Source organism: Noviherbaspirillum sp. L7-7A, assembly GCF_019052805.1.
Taxonomy (GTDB): Bacteria; Pseudomonadota; Gammaproteobacteria; order Burkholderiales; family Burkholderiaceae_D; genus Noviherbaspirillum_A.
Genome location: NZ_JAHQRJ010000001.1, coordinates 1,559,960 through 1,577,069 on the forward strand (window position 1 = coordinate 1,559,960; position 17,110 = coordinate 1,577,069).

At 53.3% G+C, this 17,110-nt stretch carries 15 protein-coding genes and 1 tRNA gene; 11 read left to right on the forward strand and 5 right to left on the reverse strand.

Annotation, left to right across the window (positions count from 1 at the left end; translation table 11 throughout):
- Positions 1-72 precede the first annotated feature (72 nt).
- From KTQ42_RS07050 to KTQ42_RS07060, 3 genes are all read left to right on the forward strand, one after another.
- A complete protein-coding gene (locus tag KTQ42_RS07050) occupies positions 73-1,137 on the forward strand; it encodes a phosphotransferase family protein (protein WP_217344870.1) in 1,065 nt (354 codons plus the stop codon).
- A 25-nt stretch (positions 1,138-1,162) separates the two neighbouring features.
- Positions 1,163-2,425: an acyl-CoA dehydrogenase family protein gene (locus KTQ42_RS07055; RefSeq protein WP_217344871.1), complete on the forward strand. Its 1,263-nt coding sequence runs from the start codon at positions 1,163-1,165 to the stop codon at positions 2,423-2,425.
- Between the two features lie 388 nt (positions 2,426-2,813).
- A complete protein-coding gene (locus tag KTQ42_RS07060) occupies positions 2,814-3,506 on the forward strand; it encodes a glutathione binding-like protein (protein ID WP_217344872.1) in 693 nt (230 codons plus the stop codon).
- Between the two features lie 109 nt (positions 3,507-3,615).
- Here KTQ42_RS07060 and KTQ42_RS07065 read toward each other — a convergent pair whose 3' ends face one another.
- Genes KTQ42_RS07065 through KTQ42_RS07080 form a run of 4 tightly spaced genes read right to left on the reverse strand, consistent with a single transcriptional unit; the run spans position 3,616 to position 6,937 of the window.
- Entirely contained in the window at positions 3,616-4,071 is a 456-nt protein-coding gene (locus tag KTQ42_RS07065; protein WP_217344873.1) for a MaoC family dehydratase, read from the reverse strand.
- A 34-nt stretch (positions 4,072-4,105) separates the two neighbouring features.
- Entirely contained in the window at positions 4,106-4,567 is a 462-nt protein-coding gene (locus KTQ42_RS07070) for a MaoC family dehydratase (RefSeq protein WP_217344874.1), read from the reverse strand.
- Positions 4,568-4,591: 24 nt separating this feature from the next.
- Complete coding sequence (locus tag KTQ42_RS07075) at positions 4,592-5,731, reverse strand: acyl-CoA dehydrogenase family protein (protein ID WP_217344875.1); 1,140 nt, start codon at positions 5,729-5,731, stop codon at positions 4,592-4,594.
- 9 nt (positions 5,732-5,740) lie between these two features.
- Entirely contained in the window at positions 5,741-6,937 is a 1,197-nt protein-coding gene (locus KTQ42_RS07080) for an acyl-CoA dehydrogenase family protein (RefSeq protein WP_217344876.1), read from the reverse strand.
- A gap of 421 nt (positions 6,938-7,358) precedes the next feature.
- Between KTQ42_RS07080 and KTQ42_RS07085 the strand changes: the two genes are divergently transcribed.
- From KTQ42_RS07085 to KTQ42_RS07120, 8 genes are all read left to right on the forward strand, one after another.
- Complete coding sequence (locus tag KTQ42_RS07085) at positions 7,359-8,780, forward strand: glycosyltransferase family 39 protein (protein ID WP_217344877.1); 1,422 nt, start codon at positions 7,359-7,361, stop codon at positions 8,778-8,780.
- A gap of 50 nt (positions 8,781-8,830) precedes the next feature.
- On the forward strand, positions 8,831-9,772 hold the full coding sequence (locus tag KTQ42_RS07090; RefSeq protein WP_217344878.1) for a glycosyltransferase family 2 protein: 942 nt from the start codon (positions 8,831-8,833) through the stop codon (positions 9,770-9,772).
- A complete protein-coding gene (locus KTQ42_RS07095; RefSeq protein WP_217344879.1) occupies positions 9,753-10,640 on the forward strand; it encodes a lysylphosphatidylglycerol synthase transmembrane domain-containing protein in 888 nt (295 codons plus the stop codon). The genes KTQ42_RS07090 and KTQ42_RS07095 overlap by 20 nt, the downstream gene beginning before the upstream one ends.
- 362 nt (positions 10,641-11,002) lie before the next feature.
- On the forward strand, positions 11,003-11,968 hold the full coding sequence (locus KTQ42_RS07100) for a glycosyltransferase family 2 protein (RefSeq protein ID WP_217344880.1): 966 nt from the start codon (positions 11,003-11,005) through the stop codon (positions 11,966-11,968).
- Between the two features lie 109 nt (positions 11,969-12,077).
- Positions 12,078-13,139, forward strand: coding sequence for an acyltransferase (locus KTQ42_RS07105; RefSeq protein WP_217344881.1), 1,062 nt, complete (start codon positions 12,078-12,080; stop codon positions 13,137-13,139).
- 157 nt (positions 13,140-13,296) lie between these two features.
- Positions 13,297-14,319, forward strand: a complete 1,023-nt coding sequence (locus KTQ42_RS07110) for a glycosyltransferase family 2 protein (protein WP_217344882.1) — start codon at positions 13,297-13,299, stop codon at positions 14,317-14,319.
- Positions 14,320-14,499: 180 nt separating this feature from the next.
- Positions 14,500-15,468 carry a glycosyltransferase gene (locus KTQ42_RS07115; RefSeq protein ID WP_217344883.1) on the forward strand — a complete coding sequence of 323 codons (969 nt, stop codon included), beginning with the start codon at positions 14,500-14,502 and terminating at the stop codon, positions 15,466-15,468.
- Between the two features lie 45 nt (positions 15,469-15,513).
- Positions 15,514-16,605, forward strand: a complete 1,092-nt coding sequence (locus KTQ42_RS07120; protein WP_283093260.1) for an acyltransferase — start codon at positions 15,514-15,516, stop codon at positions 16,603-16,605.
- A gap of 358 nt (positions 16,606-16,963) precedes the next feature.
- Here the strand turns inward: KTQ42_RS07120 and KTQ42_RS07125 are convergent.
- Positions 16,964-17,056, reverse strand: a tRNA-Leu gene (locus KTQ42_RS07125).
- Positions 17,057-17,110: the final 54 nt, after the last annotated feature.

Genomic DNA, 17,110 nt, shown 5'->3' on the forward strand with positions numbered 1-17,110 from the left:
TAGTACGATCGTACGATTTTATGCGGTAGAATGCCCCGACAACAAGATTCCGACTCACATGTGGGAGACACGATGTACGAAGAATTCATGGGCACCAAGCCGGTGTCGGATCGCCAGAAATTTGATGTCGACGCGCTGCAGGCGTACATGCAGCAGCACGTGGAAGGCTACCCGGGACAGCTGAACGTCGAGCAGTTCAAGGGCGGCCAATCCAACCCCACCTTCAAGCTCACCGCAGACGGCCGCAGCTATGTATTGCGCACTAAGCCGGGCCCGGCCGCCAAGCTGCTGCCATCGGCCCATGCGATCGACCGCGAGTTCCGCGTGATGAATGCACTGAACCGGGCCGGCTTCCCGGCGCCGCGCCAGTATGCGCTGTGCACCGACGAATCTGTGATCGGCCGCGCCTTCTACGTGATGGACTTCGTACAGGGCCGCGTGCTGTGGGACCAGTCCATGCCGGGCATGAGCAACGAGGAACGCGCTGCCTACTACGACGAGATGAATCGCGTGATCGCGCAGCTGCACACCATCGACTACAAGGCCATCGGCCTGGAAAGCTTCGGCAAGCCGGGCAACTACTTTTCCCGCCAGATCGACCGCTGGACCAAGCAGTACAAGGCTTCCGAGACCGAGAAGATCGAGGCCATGGACAAGCTCATCGAATGGCTGCCGGCCCATATCCCACCGGGCGACGAGACCAGCATCGTGCATGGCGACTACCGCCTGGACAACATGATCTTCCATCCCACGGAACCGAAGATTCTCGCGGTGCTGGACTGGGAGCTGTCGACGCTGGGCCATCCGCTGGCCGACTTTTCCTATCACCTGATGAGCTGGCATATCGCGCCCGGCCAGTTCCGCGGCATCGGCGGCCTGGACCACAAGGCGCTCGGCATTCCCAGCGAGGAAGAGTACATCGCGAAGTACTGCGAACGCACCGGCCGCACGATCAGGCGCGAGGACTTCACCTTCTACCTGGCCTACAACATGTTCCGCATGGCCGGCATCCTGCAGGGCATCATGAAGCGCTATGTCGACGGCACCGCCTCGAGCGAGCAGGCGCTGAAGGCAGGCCAGGCCACGCGCCCGATGGCCGAGATGGGCTGGGAATACGCTTCCGGCGCCCGTTCCTGAAACAACAATTCAACGAGGAGATGACATGGAATTCGAATACTCAGATCGCTGCAAGGAACTGCAGGGCAAGCTGCTGCGCTTCATGGATGAGCACATCTATCCGAACGAGAAAGCCTACAAGGCCGAGATCGACCGCAACGGCACCGAGAAGGGCAACCGCTGGCTGCCCACGGCCATCATCGAGGACCTGAAGCCCAAGGCGCGCGAGCAGGGCCTGTGGAACCTGTTCCTGCCCAAGTCCAGGCGGGCGCCGGAAGGCCTGTCCAACCTGGACTATGCGCCGCTGTGCGAGATCATGGGCCGCGTGGGCTGGGCGCCGGAAGTGTTCAACTGCTCCGCGCCGGACACCGGCAACATGGAGACCATCGAGCGCTACGGCAGCGAGGAACACAAGCAGCAATGGCTGGAGCCGCTGCTGCGCGGCGAGATCCGTTCCGCCTTTGCCATGACCGAGCCGGCGGTGGCCTCGTCGGACGCCACCAATATCGCCACCCGCATCGAGCGCGATGGCGACGAGTATGTGATCAACGGCCACAAGTGGTGGATCTCCGGCGCCGGCGATCCGCGCTGCAAGATCTTCATCCTGATGGGCAAGACCGATCCGGAAGCGGCGCGTCATTCCCAGCAGTCGATGATCCTGGTGCCTGCGGATACCCCGGGCGTGACCATCAAGCGCCCGCTGCCGGTTTTTGGCTATGACGATGCGCCGCACGGCCACTGCGAGATCCTGTTCGAGAATGTCCGTGTGCCGGCATCCAACATGCTGCTGGGCGAAGGCCGCGGCTTCGAGATCGCCCAGGGCCGCCTGGGACCGGGCCGCATTCACCATTGCATGCGCGCCATCGGCGTGGCAGAGCGCGCGCTGGAATACATGTGCCGCCGCCTGAACGAGCGCGTGGCGTTCGGCCGCCGCATTTCCGAGCAGAGCGTCTGGCGCGAGCGCGTCGCCGAGTCGCGCATCCAGATCGACACCGCCCGCCTGCTGACGCTGAAGGCGGCCTACATGATGGACACGGTAGGCAACAAGCACGCAAAGGCCGAGATCGCGATGATCAAGGTGCTGGCGCCGAACGTGGCCCAGCAGGTGCTGGACTGGTCGATCCAGGCGCACGGCGCGGCCGGCGTATCGGATGAATTCCCGCTGGCCTACATGTGGGCGGGCAACCGCACGCTGCGTATCGCCGACGGCCCGGACGAGGTGCATCGCAATGCCGTGGCCAAGCTGGAACTGGCCAAGCACATGGTGCTGCCAGGCGAGGACCTGGAACTGCCGATCACGCGTTCCTGAGCGGAGGCCACCACCGGGGCCGGACCATGCGCGACCGGTGCGTACCGTAGGGTGGAATACCCCGAAGGGGCATTCCACCGTATCCCCACCACGGCAGTGCAATCATCTTAGTTTGGCCGGCCTTATCTTCCTGTTTTTAACGAAAAGAGTATTTTTCGCTTACGTCCCCGTAATGCGGCGACGTGCAATGCCCCTTCGGGGTATTGCATCCTGCGGACGGTGCGGGGATAGGTGCTGAATCCGCGGCCCCCGCTTATAACCACTTAACGGGTTCGGCCTCTCAATCGAAGGCATGCGCAAGCATGCCTTTTTTATAGCCTGCGCGATGGCGTAAAGTTCTGCATAATCCTGCAGCACCGCACTCTCCGTTCAACCTCAAGGGAAGTTCATGATAGACGTCTATTCCACGGCCACGCCCAATGGCCACAAGGTTCACATCATGCTGGAAGAAACCGGCCTGCCCTATCGGGTCCATCACATCGATATCGGCGCCGGCGATCAGTTCAAGCCCGAGTTCCTGGCGATCTCGCCGAACAACAAGATACCGGCCATCGTCGACGCGGACGGCATCGACGGCAAGCCGATGTCCATGTTCGAGTCGGGCGCCATCCTGGTCTACCTCGCCAGCAAGACCGGCATGTTCCTGGGCCAGACCGACCGCGAGCGTTTCACCACGCTGCAATGGCTGATGTTCCAGATGGGCGGCGTCGGCCCGATGCTCGGACAGGCGCATCACTTCCGCATCTATGCGCCGGAAAAGGTCGAGTATGCGATCAACCGCTATACCAATGAAGCCAGGCGACTGTATGGCGTGATCGACAAGCAGGTGGCGAAAGAGGGATACCTGGCAGGAAGCGACTACACCATCGCCGACATCGCGACCTTCCCCTGGCTGCGTTCGTGGAAGAACCAGGGCGTGGACATCGAGGAGTTCCCCAACCTGAAGCGCTGGTTCGACGAGATCGCCGCACGGCCAGCGGTGCAGCGTGGCGTGGAAGTGCTGGCCAACCTGCGCAAGCAAATCACCGATGACAAGTCGCGTGAGGTGCTGTTCGGCGCCAGCCAGTACGCCAAGCGCTGACGTGCTGATGCAGCGTCACCCCGCTTTACCACCGCGACGCTGCAAACGAAAGAAGGCGCGATGCGTTGACCGCATCGCGCCTTTCGCATTTATTGCTTCGACTGAAGACTCAGGTATAGCGCCGTGAAATCGATTCGGCCACGCAAACCGGCTTGTCGCCGCCTTCGCGCTCGATCGTCACCTGCCAGGTCACCTGGGCGCCGCCTTCGATGTCTTCGACCGACAGCACGGTGGTGCGGCTGCGCACCTTGCTGCCCACCGGCACCGGCGCCGGAAAACGGACCTTGTTCAAGCCGTAGTTGACGCCCATCCGCACATCCGTCATGCGCACCGAGTTCTGCATCAGCATCGGCAGGAGCGACAGCGTCAGAAAGCCATGCGCAATCGGGCCGCCGAACGGCGACTCGCGCTTGCAGCGTTCCACGTCAAGATGAATCCATTGATGGTCGCCGGTTGCTTCCGCAAACTGGTTGACCCTTTCCTGAGTGATCTCCACCCAGTCCGATACCGCCACTTCCTGGCCGACCAGCGTTTTCAGCTCGGCCAGCGTTGCGATTTCACGCATGTCGTCTCCATCAGGTTCGTTATTGTTGTGCGCCTCAGCCCTGGTCGGGCCGGCGCAGGAACATGCCCATGCCCTTGACGGTGGCCACCGTCTCGCCATGCTGGTTCTTCGCTTCCCACATGGTATGCACCACGCCACGGTCCGGCCGGCTCGATGAGGCACGCGCATCAAGCACGGTGGTGGTCACCGACAGGGTGTCGCCGGCGCGTACCGGCTTGAGCCAGCGGATCTCGTCCACGCCGGGCGAGCCCAGGCTGGCGGCTTCGGACAGGAAGCCGTCCACCATCATGCGCATCATCATGCTGCAGGTATGCCAGCCACTGGCGATGATGCCGCCAAACATCGACTTCGCAGCCGCTTCCGGGTCCACATGGAACGGCTGCGGGTCGAACTGCCTGGCAAAGGCGATGATCTCATCCTGGTTTACGGTGCGGCTGCCCACCGGGATGGTGCGGCCGGGCTCGAAGTCTTCGAAATACCATGTCAGATGTGCCATCAGGAGTCCTTTGCCAGGTTGCGATCAGGCCGATTGCGAAAAGCCAGGCTGGGCGACGAAGCGCGCCAGGTGGTAGTCGGTATCGCCCAGGGTCTGCTCGATCATGGTCAGGCGCTTGAAATGATGCGCCGCCGGCAGTTCATCGGTCACGCCCATGCCGCCATGCAGCTGCACCGCCTGCTGGCCGACGAAGCGGGCCGCCTGGCCTACCCGGGCCTTGGCAGCCGACACCGTGCGACGGCGCTCCACCGGATCGCTCGACGCCACCTTGACCGCGGCCAGCGTCGCCATCGAGCTGGCCTGCTGATACTGCATGAACATCTCGGCCATGCGATGCTGCAGCGCCTGGAATTTACCGATGGGCACGCCAAACTGCTGGCGGGTCTTCAGGTATTCGAGGGTGGACGCATTCAGCGCTTCCATCGCGCCAATGGCTTCCGCGCACAACAGCGTCACGCCGTAATCGGCAGCCGCATCGAGGATCTCCCAGCCTTCGCCGGCAGCGCCCAGCAGCGCCGATGCCGGCAGCTGGACGTTCTCAAAGCGGATATCGGCAGCGCGCTGGCCGTCGATGGTGCGGTAGTCACGGCGATTGACGCCGGCGGCACTGGCCGGCACCAGGAACAGCGAAATGCCCTTGGTGTCGCGCTGCGCGCCGCTGCTGCGGGCCGAGACGATCAGCTGGTCGGCCTGGCCGCCGTGGATCACAACGGTCTTGGTGCCATTGATGACATAGCCATCGCCGCTGGCGGCAGCGGTGGTGGTGATGTCGAACAGGTCAAAGCGCGCCTGCTTCTCGCCCAGCGCCGCAGCCAGCTTCAGTTCGCCCGTGGCGACCTGCTCAAGCAGGCTTTCCTGCTTGCCGGCCAGCTTCAGGAACTGCGCGCCCAGTGCGGTGGCGAGATAGGGCTCGACCACCAGGCCACGGCCGATTTCCTTCATCACCACCATCATGTCGACGGCGGAGCCGTTGAAGCCGCCCTGCTCTTCCGGCACCGGCAGCGCGGTCATGCCAAGTTCGGCCAGGGTGGTCCATGCATCGGCGGACACGCCGGTGTCGGAGTGAAGGATCTTCTTGCGGTGCTCGAAGGTGTAGTCCTTTTCCATCCAGCGCCGCAAGGCATCGGAAAACTGCTGCTGTTCCTGCGTAAATTCAAAGTCCATGCTTGTCTCCTACAGTCCGAGGATCATCTGCGTGATGATGTTTTTCTGGATCTCGTTCGATCCGCCATAGATCGATGTCTTGCGGAAGTTGAAGTAGTACGATGCCAGCGGCGCGGCGTCGTCGTCGCCGAAGACGCTGTGCGCTTCCTGGCCTTCCAGATAGTGGCGGTCGAATGGCAGGCTGTACGGGCCGACGGCTTCCACCATCAGCTCGGTCAGCATCTGCTGCACTTCGGTGCCCTTGACCTTGAGCATCGAGGCTTCCGGTCCGGGGCCGCGACGCTTGCTGTCCTCGGAAATGACCTTCAGCACGGTGACTTCCAGCGCCATGATCTCGATTTCCAGCGTGGCGACCTTGCCGGCAAAGACCGGATCTTCCAGCATCGGCTTGCCGTTCTTCAGATGCTCGGTGGCGATGCGCTTCAAGAACTGCAGTTCGCGCTTGGCCCGGCCGACGGCGGCGATATTGGTCCGCTCGTGGCCCAGCAGGTACTTGGCGTAGGTCCAGCCCTTGTTCTCTTCGCCGATCAGGTTTTCGACCGGCACCTTCACGTTGTCGAAGAACACCTCGTTCACTTCGTGGTCTTCGTCCAGCATGATGATGGGGCGCACGGTAATGCCCGGCGTCTTCATGTCGATCAGCAGGAAGGAAATGCCTTCCTGCTTGCGGGCGCCGGTGTCGGTGCGCACCAGGCAGAAAATCATGTCGGCATGCTGGCCCAGCGTGGTCCAGGTCTTCTGGCCATTGACGATGTAATGGTCGCCCTGGCGCTCGGCGCGGGTTTTCAGCGAAGCCAGGTCGGAACCGGCGCCCGGCTCGGAATAGCCCTGGCACCACCAGTCGTCGCAATTGAGAATGCGCGGCAGGTAATACTTTTTCTGCGCTTCATTGCCGAAGGCCATGATGACAGGCGCCACCATGTTCACGCCGAAAGGCAGGATGGGCGGCGTACCGGCGCGGGCGCACTCCTCTTCCCAGATATGGCGCTGCACCGCATTCCAGCCCGTGCCGCCGTATTCCACCGGCCAGCCGGTGCCGACCCAGCCCTGCTTGGCGACGATCTTGTGCCAGCGCACGAAGTCTTCCTTCGACAGGCGCTTGTGATTCAGCACTTTCTGCTGAAGATCCTTGGGGAGATTGGCGTCGAGATACGCCCTGACCTGATCGCGGAATGCAATGTCTTCCGCACTGTAGTTCAAATCCATGCTGCCTCCGTTATTTTGTTCCTTGCACCGTTTAAAAAGCACGACCGTTCAAAATTATACAGAGGTTTAATCGGAGTGGAAGCAGGAATTTTTCCAGCTGACCGGCCTTCCCCGCTACGGCTTGCACCACCTCAAGTCAACGCCACGAGAACGACAACCGACTTTCCTGCGCATCGCAACGCAACCCAGGCAGGCTGGCTAGAAGCGGATTCGGGCCAGAGCAAAAAATGAGGAAATGTATGACTTGCAAGGCCATGACAAACCCGGCGAGCCGCAACTTTGCTAACATCCGGCCTCGGTTTCTCTTTGGCACCAACCACCACGCATGCACAACCCTCTACGCCATCCTCCGCCAGTTCAGCAGTCATGGCTCCGAGACAGGCAATCGGCCCGCTTCGTTCTTGTTCTCGCGCTCTACTTTGTGGCGCATCTGCTGATCCGGCTGAACTTGTCCGACTCGCTGGACCTGGACGAAGCCGAGCAGGCCTTCGAATTCCAGCAGCTGCGCATGGGCTACGGCACGCAGCCACCGCTCTATAACTGGCTGCAATGGTTGCTCTTCTCCACGTTCGGCCTGAATCTGTTTGCGCTCGCGCTGTTGAAGAGCCTGTGCCTGTTTGGCATTTACTTTTTCATGTTCCTTACCGCCAGGCCGCTGGTCGGCAGTATGGGAGCGATGGCCGTGTCCGCTTCCATGCTGCTGCTGCCCCAGATCGGCTGGGAGGCGCAACGCGACCTCACCCATTCGGCATTGCTGACCACGATCGCCAGCATGTCCCTATATGCCTATTTCGCCCTCCTCCGGCAGCCCACGCTTGCCCGCTACGCCCTGTTCGGACTGCTGGTTGGCCTCGGCATGCAGACCAAGTACAACTTCGTGATCTTCACCATGGGCCTCATGTTCGCCAGCCTCGTGGTGCAGCCGCATCGGGCCTTCGTCTGGAACCGCAAGATCGTCGTTTCCATTGCTGTCGCAGTGCTCTGCCTGCTGCCGCACGGGCTATGGGTGATGCAGCATTTCGATACTGCAGCCGGCGGCACCATCGAACAGATGAAGGATGAAAGCACGGCCGATTTTCTGCTCAATGTGCTTGCCGGCATGCGCAGCCTGCTGATGGCCACAGTCAGTTTCATCACGCCGATATGGCTGATCTATCTGCTGGCTTGCAGGCCCTTCTTCGGCAAGGTGGACAGGACTGTCCGTTGGCGTCCAAGCACGGAAGCGCTTTTCTTCCTTTGCCTCTATGCCGGCTACCTCGGGTCCATCGTGATCATCGTGCTTAGCGGAGAAGTAACGCGCGTGAAGGACCGCTGGATGCAGCCCATGCTATTTTCGGCCCCGCTGCTGTTCTTCCTGCTGCTGCCGGGCCTCGCTCAGCCAGCTGTATTCCGCCGCATCATGAAGGTTACGGCCTTCGTGGCCGCATGCTTCCTGATCGCCCTGCCACTGCGGGTGTATCTGGGGCCGTCTTACGAAAGATATGTGCGCGCCCATCATCCCTATCCGGCATTGGCGAACGAACTGGCGCGACGCCATCCGCAAGTACATGAGGTCGTCGCCACCGACAAGCTGTTGGCCGGCAATCTGCATTTCCAGCGCCCCGCTCTGCACACGCTGCTTCTGCCCAGAATGCTGGAAGAGCGGGCGGCGCTTCCTGAGGAGGGATTGCTGATCATGCGTGCCGGTGAGGAACCGGACTGGCAGCCCCGTTTCCAGGCCGCCTATCCGGACGCCAGGATATCCCCGGCCCAGCGCATCAGCCTGCCCTACCGCTATGGCGGCAAGGAGGAAATGGCCTTCCTTGTTTTGCCCTTTATGGTGCCGGCAGCATCTCATCGGTAAAATGCGTGTCTCCGCAAGATTGCCATTCAGAACACCCATAAGGAATAGTCATGTTTTTATCTGTCGTCATCCCGGTCATGAACGAGGAAGGCAATATCGCGCTGCTGACCAGCCGCATTGCCGAGGCGCTCGCCGGCATCGAGCACGAAGTGATCTTCGTGGATGACGGCTCAAGCGACCGCACCGTGGCCGAAATCGAAGCGTATGGCTCCCCGGTCACCCGCGTGCTGGTACTGAACCGCAACTACGGGCAGACCACGGCAATGGCCGCCGGCATTGATGCCGCCGAAGGCGAACTGATCGTGATGCTCGACGGCGACATGCAGAACGACCCGCGCGACATCCCGCTGATGATCCAATGCATGCAAGAAGGCAACTGGGACGTGGTCGCCGGCATCCGCGCCAAGCGCCAGGACGGCTTCCTGCTGCGCAAGGTACCGAGCAAGATCGCCAACTGGCTGATACGCCGCAGCACCGGCGTGCACATGAAGGACTATGGCTGCACTCTGAAGCTGTTCCGCAGCGATGTGGCCAAGAGCCTGGGTCTGTATGGCGAACTGCACCGCTACATTCCCGTGCTGGCCAGCATGTACGGCGCGCGGATGACGCAAATGGAAGTGCGGCACCATTCGCGCCATGCAGGAGTATCGAAATACGGTCTGGGCCGCACCTTCAAGGTGGCCAGTGATTTGATGCTGATGCTGTTTTTTCAGAAGTATGGCCAGCGTCCGATGCATCTGTTTGGCGGCAGCGGGCTGGCGCTGTTCCTGGTCGGCGTGTTGATCAACCTGTACCTGCTGGTGGAAAAGATCATGGTGGGCAGCATAGGTGGCAGGCCTTTGCTGTTCGTTGGCGTGCTGCTGACGTTCACCGGCATCCAGCTGATCACCACCGGTTTCATGGCGGATCTGATCATGCGCACTTACTACGAGTCGCAGAACAAGAAGCCGTACAACATCAAGAAGCAGATCCTTGTCCAGCCGCGCGCGTAAGTGGATCAAGCTTGGCGTCCAGGTGCTGGTCTCGGTTGGGCTGGTGGCGTTCCTGGTGCAGAAGCTGGATTTCGGTCAGATCAAGACCATCCTTAACCGGCCTGGTGGTTGGCCTTGGTTGGTGGGGGCGTTTGTGCTCTTTAATGCCTCCAAGATTGTGGCTGCGTTGCGGCTTAATATTTATCAGCGGCATGTGGGGGTGGTGCTGTCGGAGGGGCAGAATCTACGGCTTTACTATGCGGGGATGTTCTTGAATTTGTTCTTGCCGGGTGGGATAGGCGGGGATGGGTACAAGATTTTCGTGTTGAACAGGCAGCAGGGTGTAGCGGTTAAGAAGCTGGTGCTGGTGACGCTGGCGGATAGGGTTAGTGGGTTGTTGTGTTTGTTGTTGTTGCTGTGCGGGTTGGTGCCTTGGGTGGGGTTGGGGTGGCCTACGTATTGGCTACAAAGCGTAGCAGGAGTTGGCGCCTTATTTACGGTTACTATATTCATTGCAGGTCACCGTATCGTCACCCAACTCAAATCCCAAGCGTTGGCTCGAGTTTTCACCTATGGTATAGCTGTACAAGTACTACAACTCTGTAGCACAGCAGCCTTACTGGCTTACCTGCAATTGGAAACAAACCACTATTCACCTTACTTAGCGGTGTTTTTAATATCGTCGATAGCTGCTGTGCTGCCATTAAGTTTTGGCGGTATTGGCGTGCGAGAGATGACATTCTTTTACTGCTTGACACTGTTGAAACTCGATCCTTCCTACGGGGTTGCCGCTTCAAGCTCCTTTTTCATTGTTACCATGGCCTCTTCCCTGTTAGGCGGTGCTTTTATACGGAACATAAAATGTGAGTTGAACAAAAAAAACAGTTAAGTCAGTGTGCTCTTAACCGCACCTGTCCCCTGTTGCAGTCTTCTTTTTTCCCATTCCGTAGTCACGTAGACTCATTGACTTGCAGGACCTTAGTCACTTCGCCTTCCCTGTAGGACAACTGGTTCTCTAACTTGGTTCGTCGCGCTGCACAGCACTCATTACGCTTATTCCGATTTGCACGTATCAAGGAAGATAAAAGCGTCTCCCTCCGTCCCCGCCTGAACTCTATATACCTTTCTGCAACATACTAAACAAATAGTTTGCACCTGCCTCTCCAATTTTTACAGAAATTCCTTCCGGTGAGTTAATATTGCAATAAAACAATTTTTGAATAGGGATGGACTGTGTCTACGAACGTTGCAATGACGGCTATCATACCTTCTTATAATCGCGCAAATCTCATAACAGAAACGATAACTAGCGCGTTAAACCAAACCCGTCCTTTTGCAGAAATCATTGTCGTAGACGACGCGTCGACCGATGACACCCTGAAACGGCTCCGCCAGTTTGGAAAAGCGGTCACTGTAATTGCTTCATCAAAGGTTGGCGTGCAAATTGCAAGAAACAAAGGCGTGACCGCTTGTAGCACCCCTTTCGTAACATTATGCGATTCCGATGATCTCCTAGCACCAAATTACGTCGAAATCGTAAGTGACTGGCTCAATAAACATCCAAAATGTGACAGCATTTACAGTAATTTTTTCACATTCGGAAAAAATGGAACCTCTTTAGATAAGTTCTCATCTGCCCCCGAGGGCTACTTTGACGGAAGCAGAAAAGATGGTGCTTTTCTAACCAAGGTTCCAGACCTTTATGGAAAGACGGTTGCATTTCAGCCATTGTTCTCCTCCGGCGTAACAGTACGGAAAGATTTTTACCAATCTATCGGCGGCTACAATCCAGCATTTAATGGTATTGGGTCCGAAGATTGGGAATACACCTTAAGGGCTATTGCAGCCGGAGATGTTGCTCTCTGCATTACACCATTGGTAAAGATTCGAAGGCACGACGGAAATGACTCACATGACAAAGTCCGTCAGCTTCTGGGCGAGGTCATAGTGCTAGAACATGCGTTATCGTGTCACGAGCCGGCCATATATTATCGTGAGACCATATTAGAAGGAATAAACTCCCGACGCATACAGGCTTTTGAACTAGCTTTTGGCGCGAAGCAATATAGCGCTGCAAAAACCATATTACCTCTGATTACGAAGCGACCCGCCACCAGCAAATTCTTCATTAAAGCCAAAATCACTGAAATAGTTCCATTTGGCAAATATTCCAAGCGCGTTACCCAGCAAAAAAGCAAAACTGCGACTGCAGAATGATTTTGCGTGACTACATGCGGCTATTAATTAATTCACGTTTTGCTTCCTAACCGCTGAAAAGCTTTTTTTGAATCATCTAGATTCTCACAGCAAGAGATACTGGTAAAAAATGCCCTCAATCTTTTCGAATTATCTCGACGTAATTCGTTTTCTTGCAGCATTCATAGTGTTTATAGGACATGCTTCTGGCATGTATTGGACTGGCGGCTTCCTTTGGCAGATTGGTGCATACGGCGACACCTGTGTAGTCATCTTTTTCGTTCTGTCAGGCTTTGTCATTGCATATGTGGCTGAGAACAAGGAAAGCGGCTGGCAGACCTATGCAGCGAGTCGGATTTCAAGACTGTGGTCTGTCGCCATTCCAGCGCTCGTTTTAACATTCGTTATCGATTATGCAGGCGTCCGCATCGCTCCAGAACTTTATATTGGGAAGCCTTGGTATGCGGAAGACAATCCTACCCTCAGATATATCGCTTCATTTTTTATGCTGCAAGAAGTTTGGCATCTGAAGCTCGTCCCAGGAATCAATGCGCCTTTTTGGTCATTGAGCTTTGAAGCCTTCTATTACTTGATTTTTGGATTGGCCATTTACGTAAAAAGCTATTGGAAATGGCCGGCAATATTTTTGTGGTTTTTGGTCGGTGGACCGCTGATTGCTATCCTATTCCCTATATGGGCGTTAGGTGTGTTGGCATATAAGAATACTAGGCAACTGACGCTTTCCAAGTCGTCGAGTTATGCACTATTCTTCTTTGGCTTACTGATTATTATTGCTTCGCCGTTGCTGCGCCCTCTCACTTCAACGACATTTCATGTATTAGACGATGTAGTAGTCGGCCGCTGGGTAGACGCCGGAGGCATATATCTTCACCTTCTCGGCGCCTATGGCCTTTCAAGTTATATGGATCCGCTTCCGAAAAAATTGCAAGCGAGAATCGCACAGGTAGCCGCGACCACGTTTTGTCTTTATCTTTTTCATCGACCCTTAATACAATTTTTTAGTTTTGTTGGGCCGGAGGATGCAAACAGTTGGTTGCGCAGATTATTGGTAATTGGCGGCACATTAATAATAACAATGCTCTTGTACCCTCTAACAGAAAAGCTCCGCTTGATACTGCGAAATTTTTCATTAGATAAACTGCCGTATCGCGTCAAGGAAGTAAAATTATAGGATTTCAAGCTCAAAAAATTAAAATTTAAAACCAACACATTTTGAATGCACTGAAAAAATTTTTACATTAAGTCAATTTTGCATTTCGTTTATGTAGTTGAGAATAAAAACCCAAAACTATAAAAATCAACAACATTAAAAGATAGGGAGAATTTCCGTGAAAATTGCCGAACTTGATTTTCAAAAAAGCGTAAATAAAAGACTAAATAAATCCCTTATTGTTATTTTAAGCTTTAATGGATTTGAGGACACAGTAGATTGCTTAAGAAGTCTTTCGAATAAAAGATCCTCGCACTTCGACCTGTTAGTGGTTGACAATAATTCTACCCCACCGGTAGCGGCAGAACTCCGAAAAGCGTTTCCAGAAATAGAAATCATTGAATTGCAAGAGAATCTTGGCTGGGCAGGTGGAAACAATGTTGGAATCAACCTTGGTCTGGAAAGGGGATATGACTGGATTTGCCTTTTGAATAATGACACCGTCTTTCCCCATGGCGAATTGGCTGTCTGGGGAGAAACTCTGGCAGCGTCTCCTCCTGCGCTTCTCCATCCCACAATTTACTACTGGGATGAGCCAACAGTCGCACAATTGAAACCTGGCCATGACATATCTGGCAGTCGACAATTCGATGTACCAAATTGGCACGGAAAAATAGTGATGGATTATGCGTACGGGGCATGCCTAGCAATTCACCGCACAATTTTTGAAAAAGTGGGTTTATTCGACGAACGCCTTTTCCTGCAATTGGAGGAAACAGATTTTTACCATCGTGCCCACGATGCGGGTTTTGTGTCAGCATGTGATGATGCAGTCAAAATTTTTCACAAAGAGTCCAGAGCGTTTGGGGGAAAAAAAACCCCTGTAAAGACTTATTACATTATAAGGAACAGCCTACTTCTAATTGAGAAACGTCAGCTAGGTATCTTTCCTAAACTTGCCTTAATAAAAAAACTATATTGGACGATATCGGCGATTGCAAAGAATGAAGACCCGCACCTCAAAAAAGGCTTACCATCCCTCGCCCGTTGGTTTTTTTCTGAAGACGCCTTTGCCAGGGCAGCTAGTGCCGGAATATCGGACTACCTTATGAGAAATTTTGGAAAAATTTCAGAAAGCGCTTCTTTTAAGATTCACAACAAAAATAAAAAAAGTATGAAACTGAAATCGCTAGCTGACTAAGTCAAATACCAGTCCGGTAGGATTTACTTTCCAACATGGCTACACTGAAATTTTGAATGATACTGGAAATTTCAGCATTAGTTCATTGGTCACACTTAGGTATGGTCAAATTTTCGATCACCGCCACAAAAAGCCATAAAAATCGCTCTAATTGCCGTCTGCCAACATAGAGATTGCCAAGTGACTCATTATAAAGAAAAAAATAGTGGCAAAAAATTTGCCTCGCTACTTTCCAACCTTAAACAAACAGCTTTTCCAAAATTAAATCAAGGGCACAAAGTTGAGATAAATAAAGTTCAGGCTGAAGTAGGCGCCATTCCCAAACTAATTCATCAAACTTTTTATACTAAAGCTCTGCCAGTCGAACTTCAGGGAAATATTGAGAAAATTCGCTCACTCAACCCTGACTGGACCCATAAGCTGTACGATGATTCTGACATAATACAGTTCATCGAAGAATACTACGACTCACACGTTTTGCGATATTTCCTAAAAATCGATCGCAAATATGGTGCAGCGCGAGCGGATTTATTCCGCTATCTTCTAATCTACAAAATCGGCGGAATTTATTTAGATATTAAAGCATCTGCAGAGATTCCGTTAAATACAGTTCTTCATGCTGATGATAGTTTTATTTTGTCGCAATGGAATGATAGTGGGCAATTTAAGCAGTGGGGGACTCACTATGACTTGGCGCACGTTGACGGAGGAGAATTTCAGCAATGGCATATTGCGGCCAAGCCAGGACATCCCTTTCTCAAAGCAGTAATCGAAAGCGTTTTAGCAAACATCGATAGATATAATTCTAGTTTGCATGGGACAGGAAAAACAGGGGTGATAAAGCTCACAGGCCCTGTCGCATATACAGCAGCGATAGCACCGCTATTGAACCTGCATCCTCACCGCCTCTTAAAGGATCATAGAGAAATCGGACTTTTATACAGCGTTTATAACGATGAGTCTGGCGAGCGCATAAATGAAGTTCACAAAACCTCATTTCACTCTCATTATTCTGGATTGACTCATCCAATTGTTATTCCCACCATGAAAAAACGCGCATTTACTCATATTACGGGGCTTATTAATGCCATTCATACTTTAACTCAAAAAAATAATTTACCAAAAAATGCGAAGTTCGATATGGATTAATGGTAGCAAAAAAAGTATTTATAAACGCAGGTTTTAATCTTAACAATGAACACTGAAAAATCCCATTCTGTAGGCCGAGTTGACCTTCTCGATTATGCGAGATTCGTGGCAGCCCTGTCTGTAGTGCTATATCACTATACCTACTTGGGGATTAACACAAGGACTATATCATCAATCGAATTTATTCCTTACCTATCTGAATTCGGTAAATATGGGTACTTAGGAGTCGAGTTCTTTTTTATGATAAGCGGATATGTAATATTTTATTCAGCTCAAGATACTAAGGCATCAAGCTTCGCTGTGGCTCGATTGCTAAGACTCTATCCTGCATTCCTATGTGCATTGCTGCTGACAACCCTTACTATCCTTGTGTGCGATATGCAGCAACACAAAATTTATGCTAGCCAACTTCTGTTTAATTTAACAATGATTCCGGAGACATTTGGCCGAAATCCTATCGATGGAAGCTATTGGACTCTATCGTTAGAAATACAGTTCTATGCGTTAATTTTTATTATTCTTCTGTTGCGGCTTGAAAAAAATCTAAACGTTTTATTCCTAACGTGGCCAACCCTAATACTATTAGCCTCGTTTATTGGCGGCAAAGACTGGCCAATCTTAGGAGGCTATTACAGCTATTTTGCCGTTGGATCACTTTTCGCAATGAAACGTGTGAAAGATAATTGGTTGATTAATTTTCTTATAATACTTTGTTTTTATTTGTCAGTGAATTTTTCAGCCGGCTCGCATCTGGGAAAAGAAGCCTTGAATCACCTTTCCCCTGCAGTCATATCGTTAATAATTTCGACGTTTTATCTGTTCTTTTTATTCTTAACGAATGAAAAAGCGTGCGCACTTTCCCTTCCTAAGGCCAAATCTATTGGAGCCATTACTTATCCATTGTATTTGACGCACCAAGTAATTGGCTACACAATCATTTCGAAATTTTCCACTGACCAAAACAAAGCATCAATCATCGCCTGCACAATAATTTTTTTTCTGATCATTGCATTTATTATTAATAAATACATCGAGCGAGACCTAAAGTATTTTTGGAGAACCCTCTTTGACAGATTACTTGGTGCACCTATCCGTAAAATTGAAACTCACATCCTCAATGTGGTCCCAAAATCTTAATTGTTGAGCTAACCGCCCATTCCGTATCCATATATCTTGGGGGAAAATTGGCGACGACGGTGGCCTTTTTCTTCATGTAAAAACGAAATTACATAGATTAAGTATCATAAATCGAGCAGTGGCTGCTTACTGAAGCAATAGAATGCACATGGTGAGAGCCATCTACGGGGTTGTTCATACGAGTAGTCCTTAGCCTTCCCTAAAGGTGTATTTTCGAGGGCCTCATACGAAAGAAAATTTGATAGTGAACGCTCGCAACATATCTGTTGCCCAAGAGCTGTTTTCCTGCAGAAAAGACGATGAGGAGGCAACACTACGAGGCTAACGCATAGGCAGAATGCCTTGATTCATGAAGGGATGGTGCCCGAGACCGGAATCGAACCGGTACGCCCCCTCTCGGGTAAGCGGCGGATTTTAAGTCCGCTGTGTCTACCAATTTCACCACTCGGGCCGAGTGAGGACGAGATTCTAGCATGGCGGTTTGTGGCTTCAAGGGAATTGGATG

Bases quoted from the DNA above. Each gene is read 5' to 3' on its own strand.
- KTQ42_RS07050 (WP_217344870.1), top strand. From the start codon at position 73: ATGTACGAAGAATTCATGGGCACCAAGCCGGTGTCGGATCGCCAGAAA.
- KTQ42_RS07055 (WP_217344871.1), top strand. From the start codon at position 1,163: ATGGAATTCGAATACTCAGATCGCTGCAAGGAACTGCAGGGCAAGCTG.
- KTQ42_RS07060 (WP_217344872.1), top strand. From the start codon at position 2,814: ATGATAGACGTCTATTCCACGGCCACGCCCAATGGCCACAAGGTTCAC.
- KTQ42_RS07065 (WP_217344873.1), bottom strand. From the start codon at position 4,071: ATGCGTGAAATCGCAACGCTGGCCGAGCTGAAAACGCTGGTCGGCCAG.
- KTQ42_RS07070 (WP_217344874.1), bottom strand. From the start codon at position 4,567: ATGGCACATCTGACATGGTATTTCGAAGACTTCGAGCCCGGCCGCACC.
- KTQ42_RS07075 (WP_217344875.1), bottom strand. From the start codon at position 5,731: ATGGACTTTGAATTTACGCAGGAACAGCAGCAGTTTTCCGATGCCTTG.
- KTQ42_RS07080 (WP_217344876.1), bottom strand. From the start codon at position 6,937: ATGGATTTGAACTACAGTGCGGAAGACATTGCATTCCGCGATCAGGTC.
- KTQ42_RS07090 (WP_217344878.1), top strand. From the start codon at position 8,831: ATGTTTTTATCTGTCGTCATCCCGGTCATGAACGAGGAAGGCAATATC.
- KTQ42_RS07100 (WP_217344880.1), top strand. From the start codon at position 11,003: ATGACGGCTATCATACCTTCTTATAATCGCGCAAATCTCATAACAGAA.
- KTQ42_RS07105 (WP_217344881.1), top strand. From the start codon at position 12,078: ATGCCCTCAATCTTTTCGAATTATCTCGACGTAATTCGTTTTCTTGCA.
- KTQ42_RS07120 (WP_283093260.1), top strand. From the start codon at position 15,514: ATGAACACTGAAAAATCCCATTCTGTAGGCCGAGTTGACCTTCTCGAT.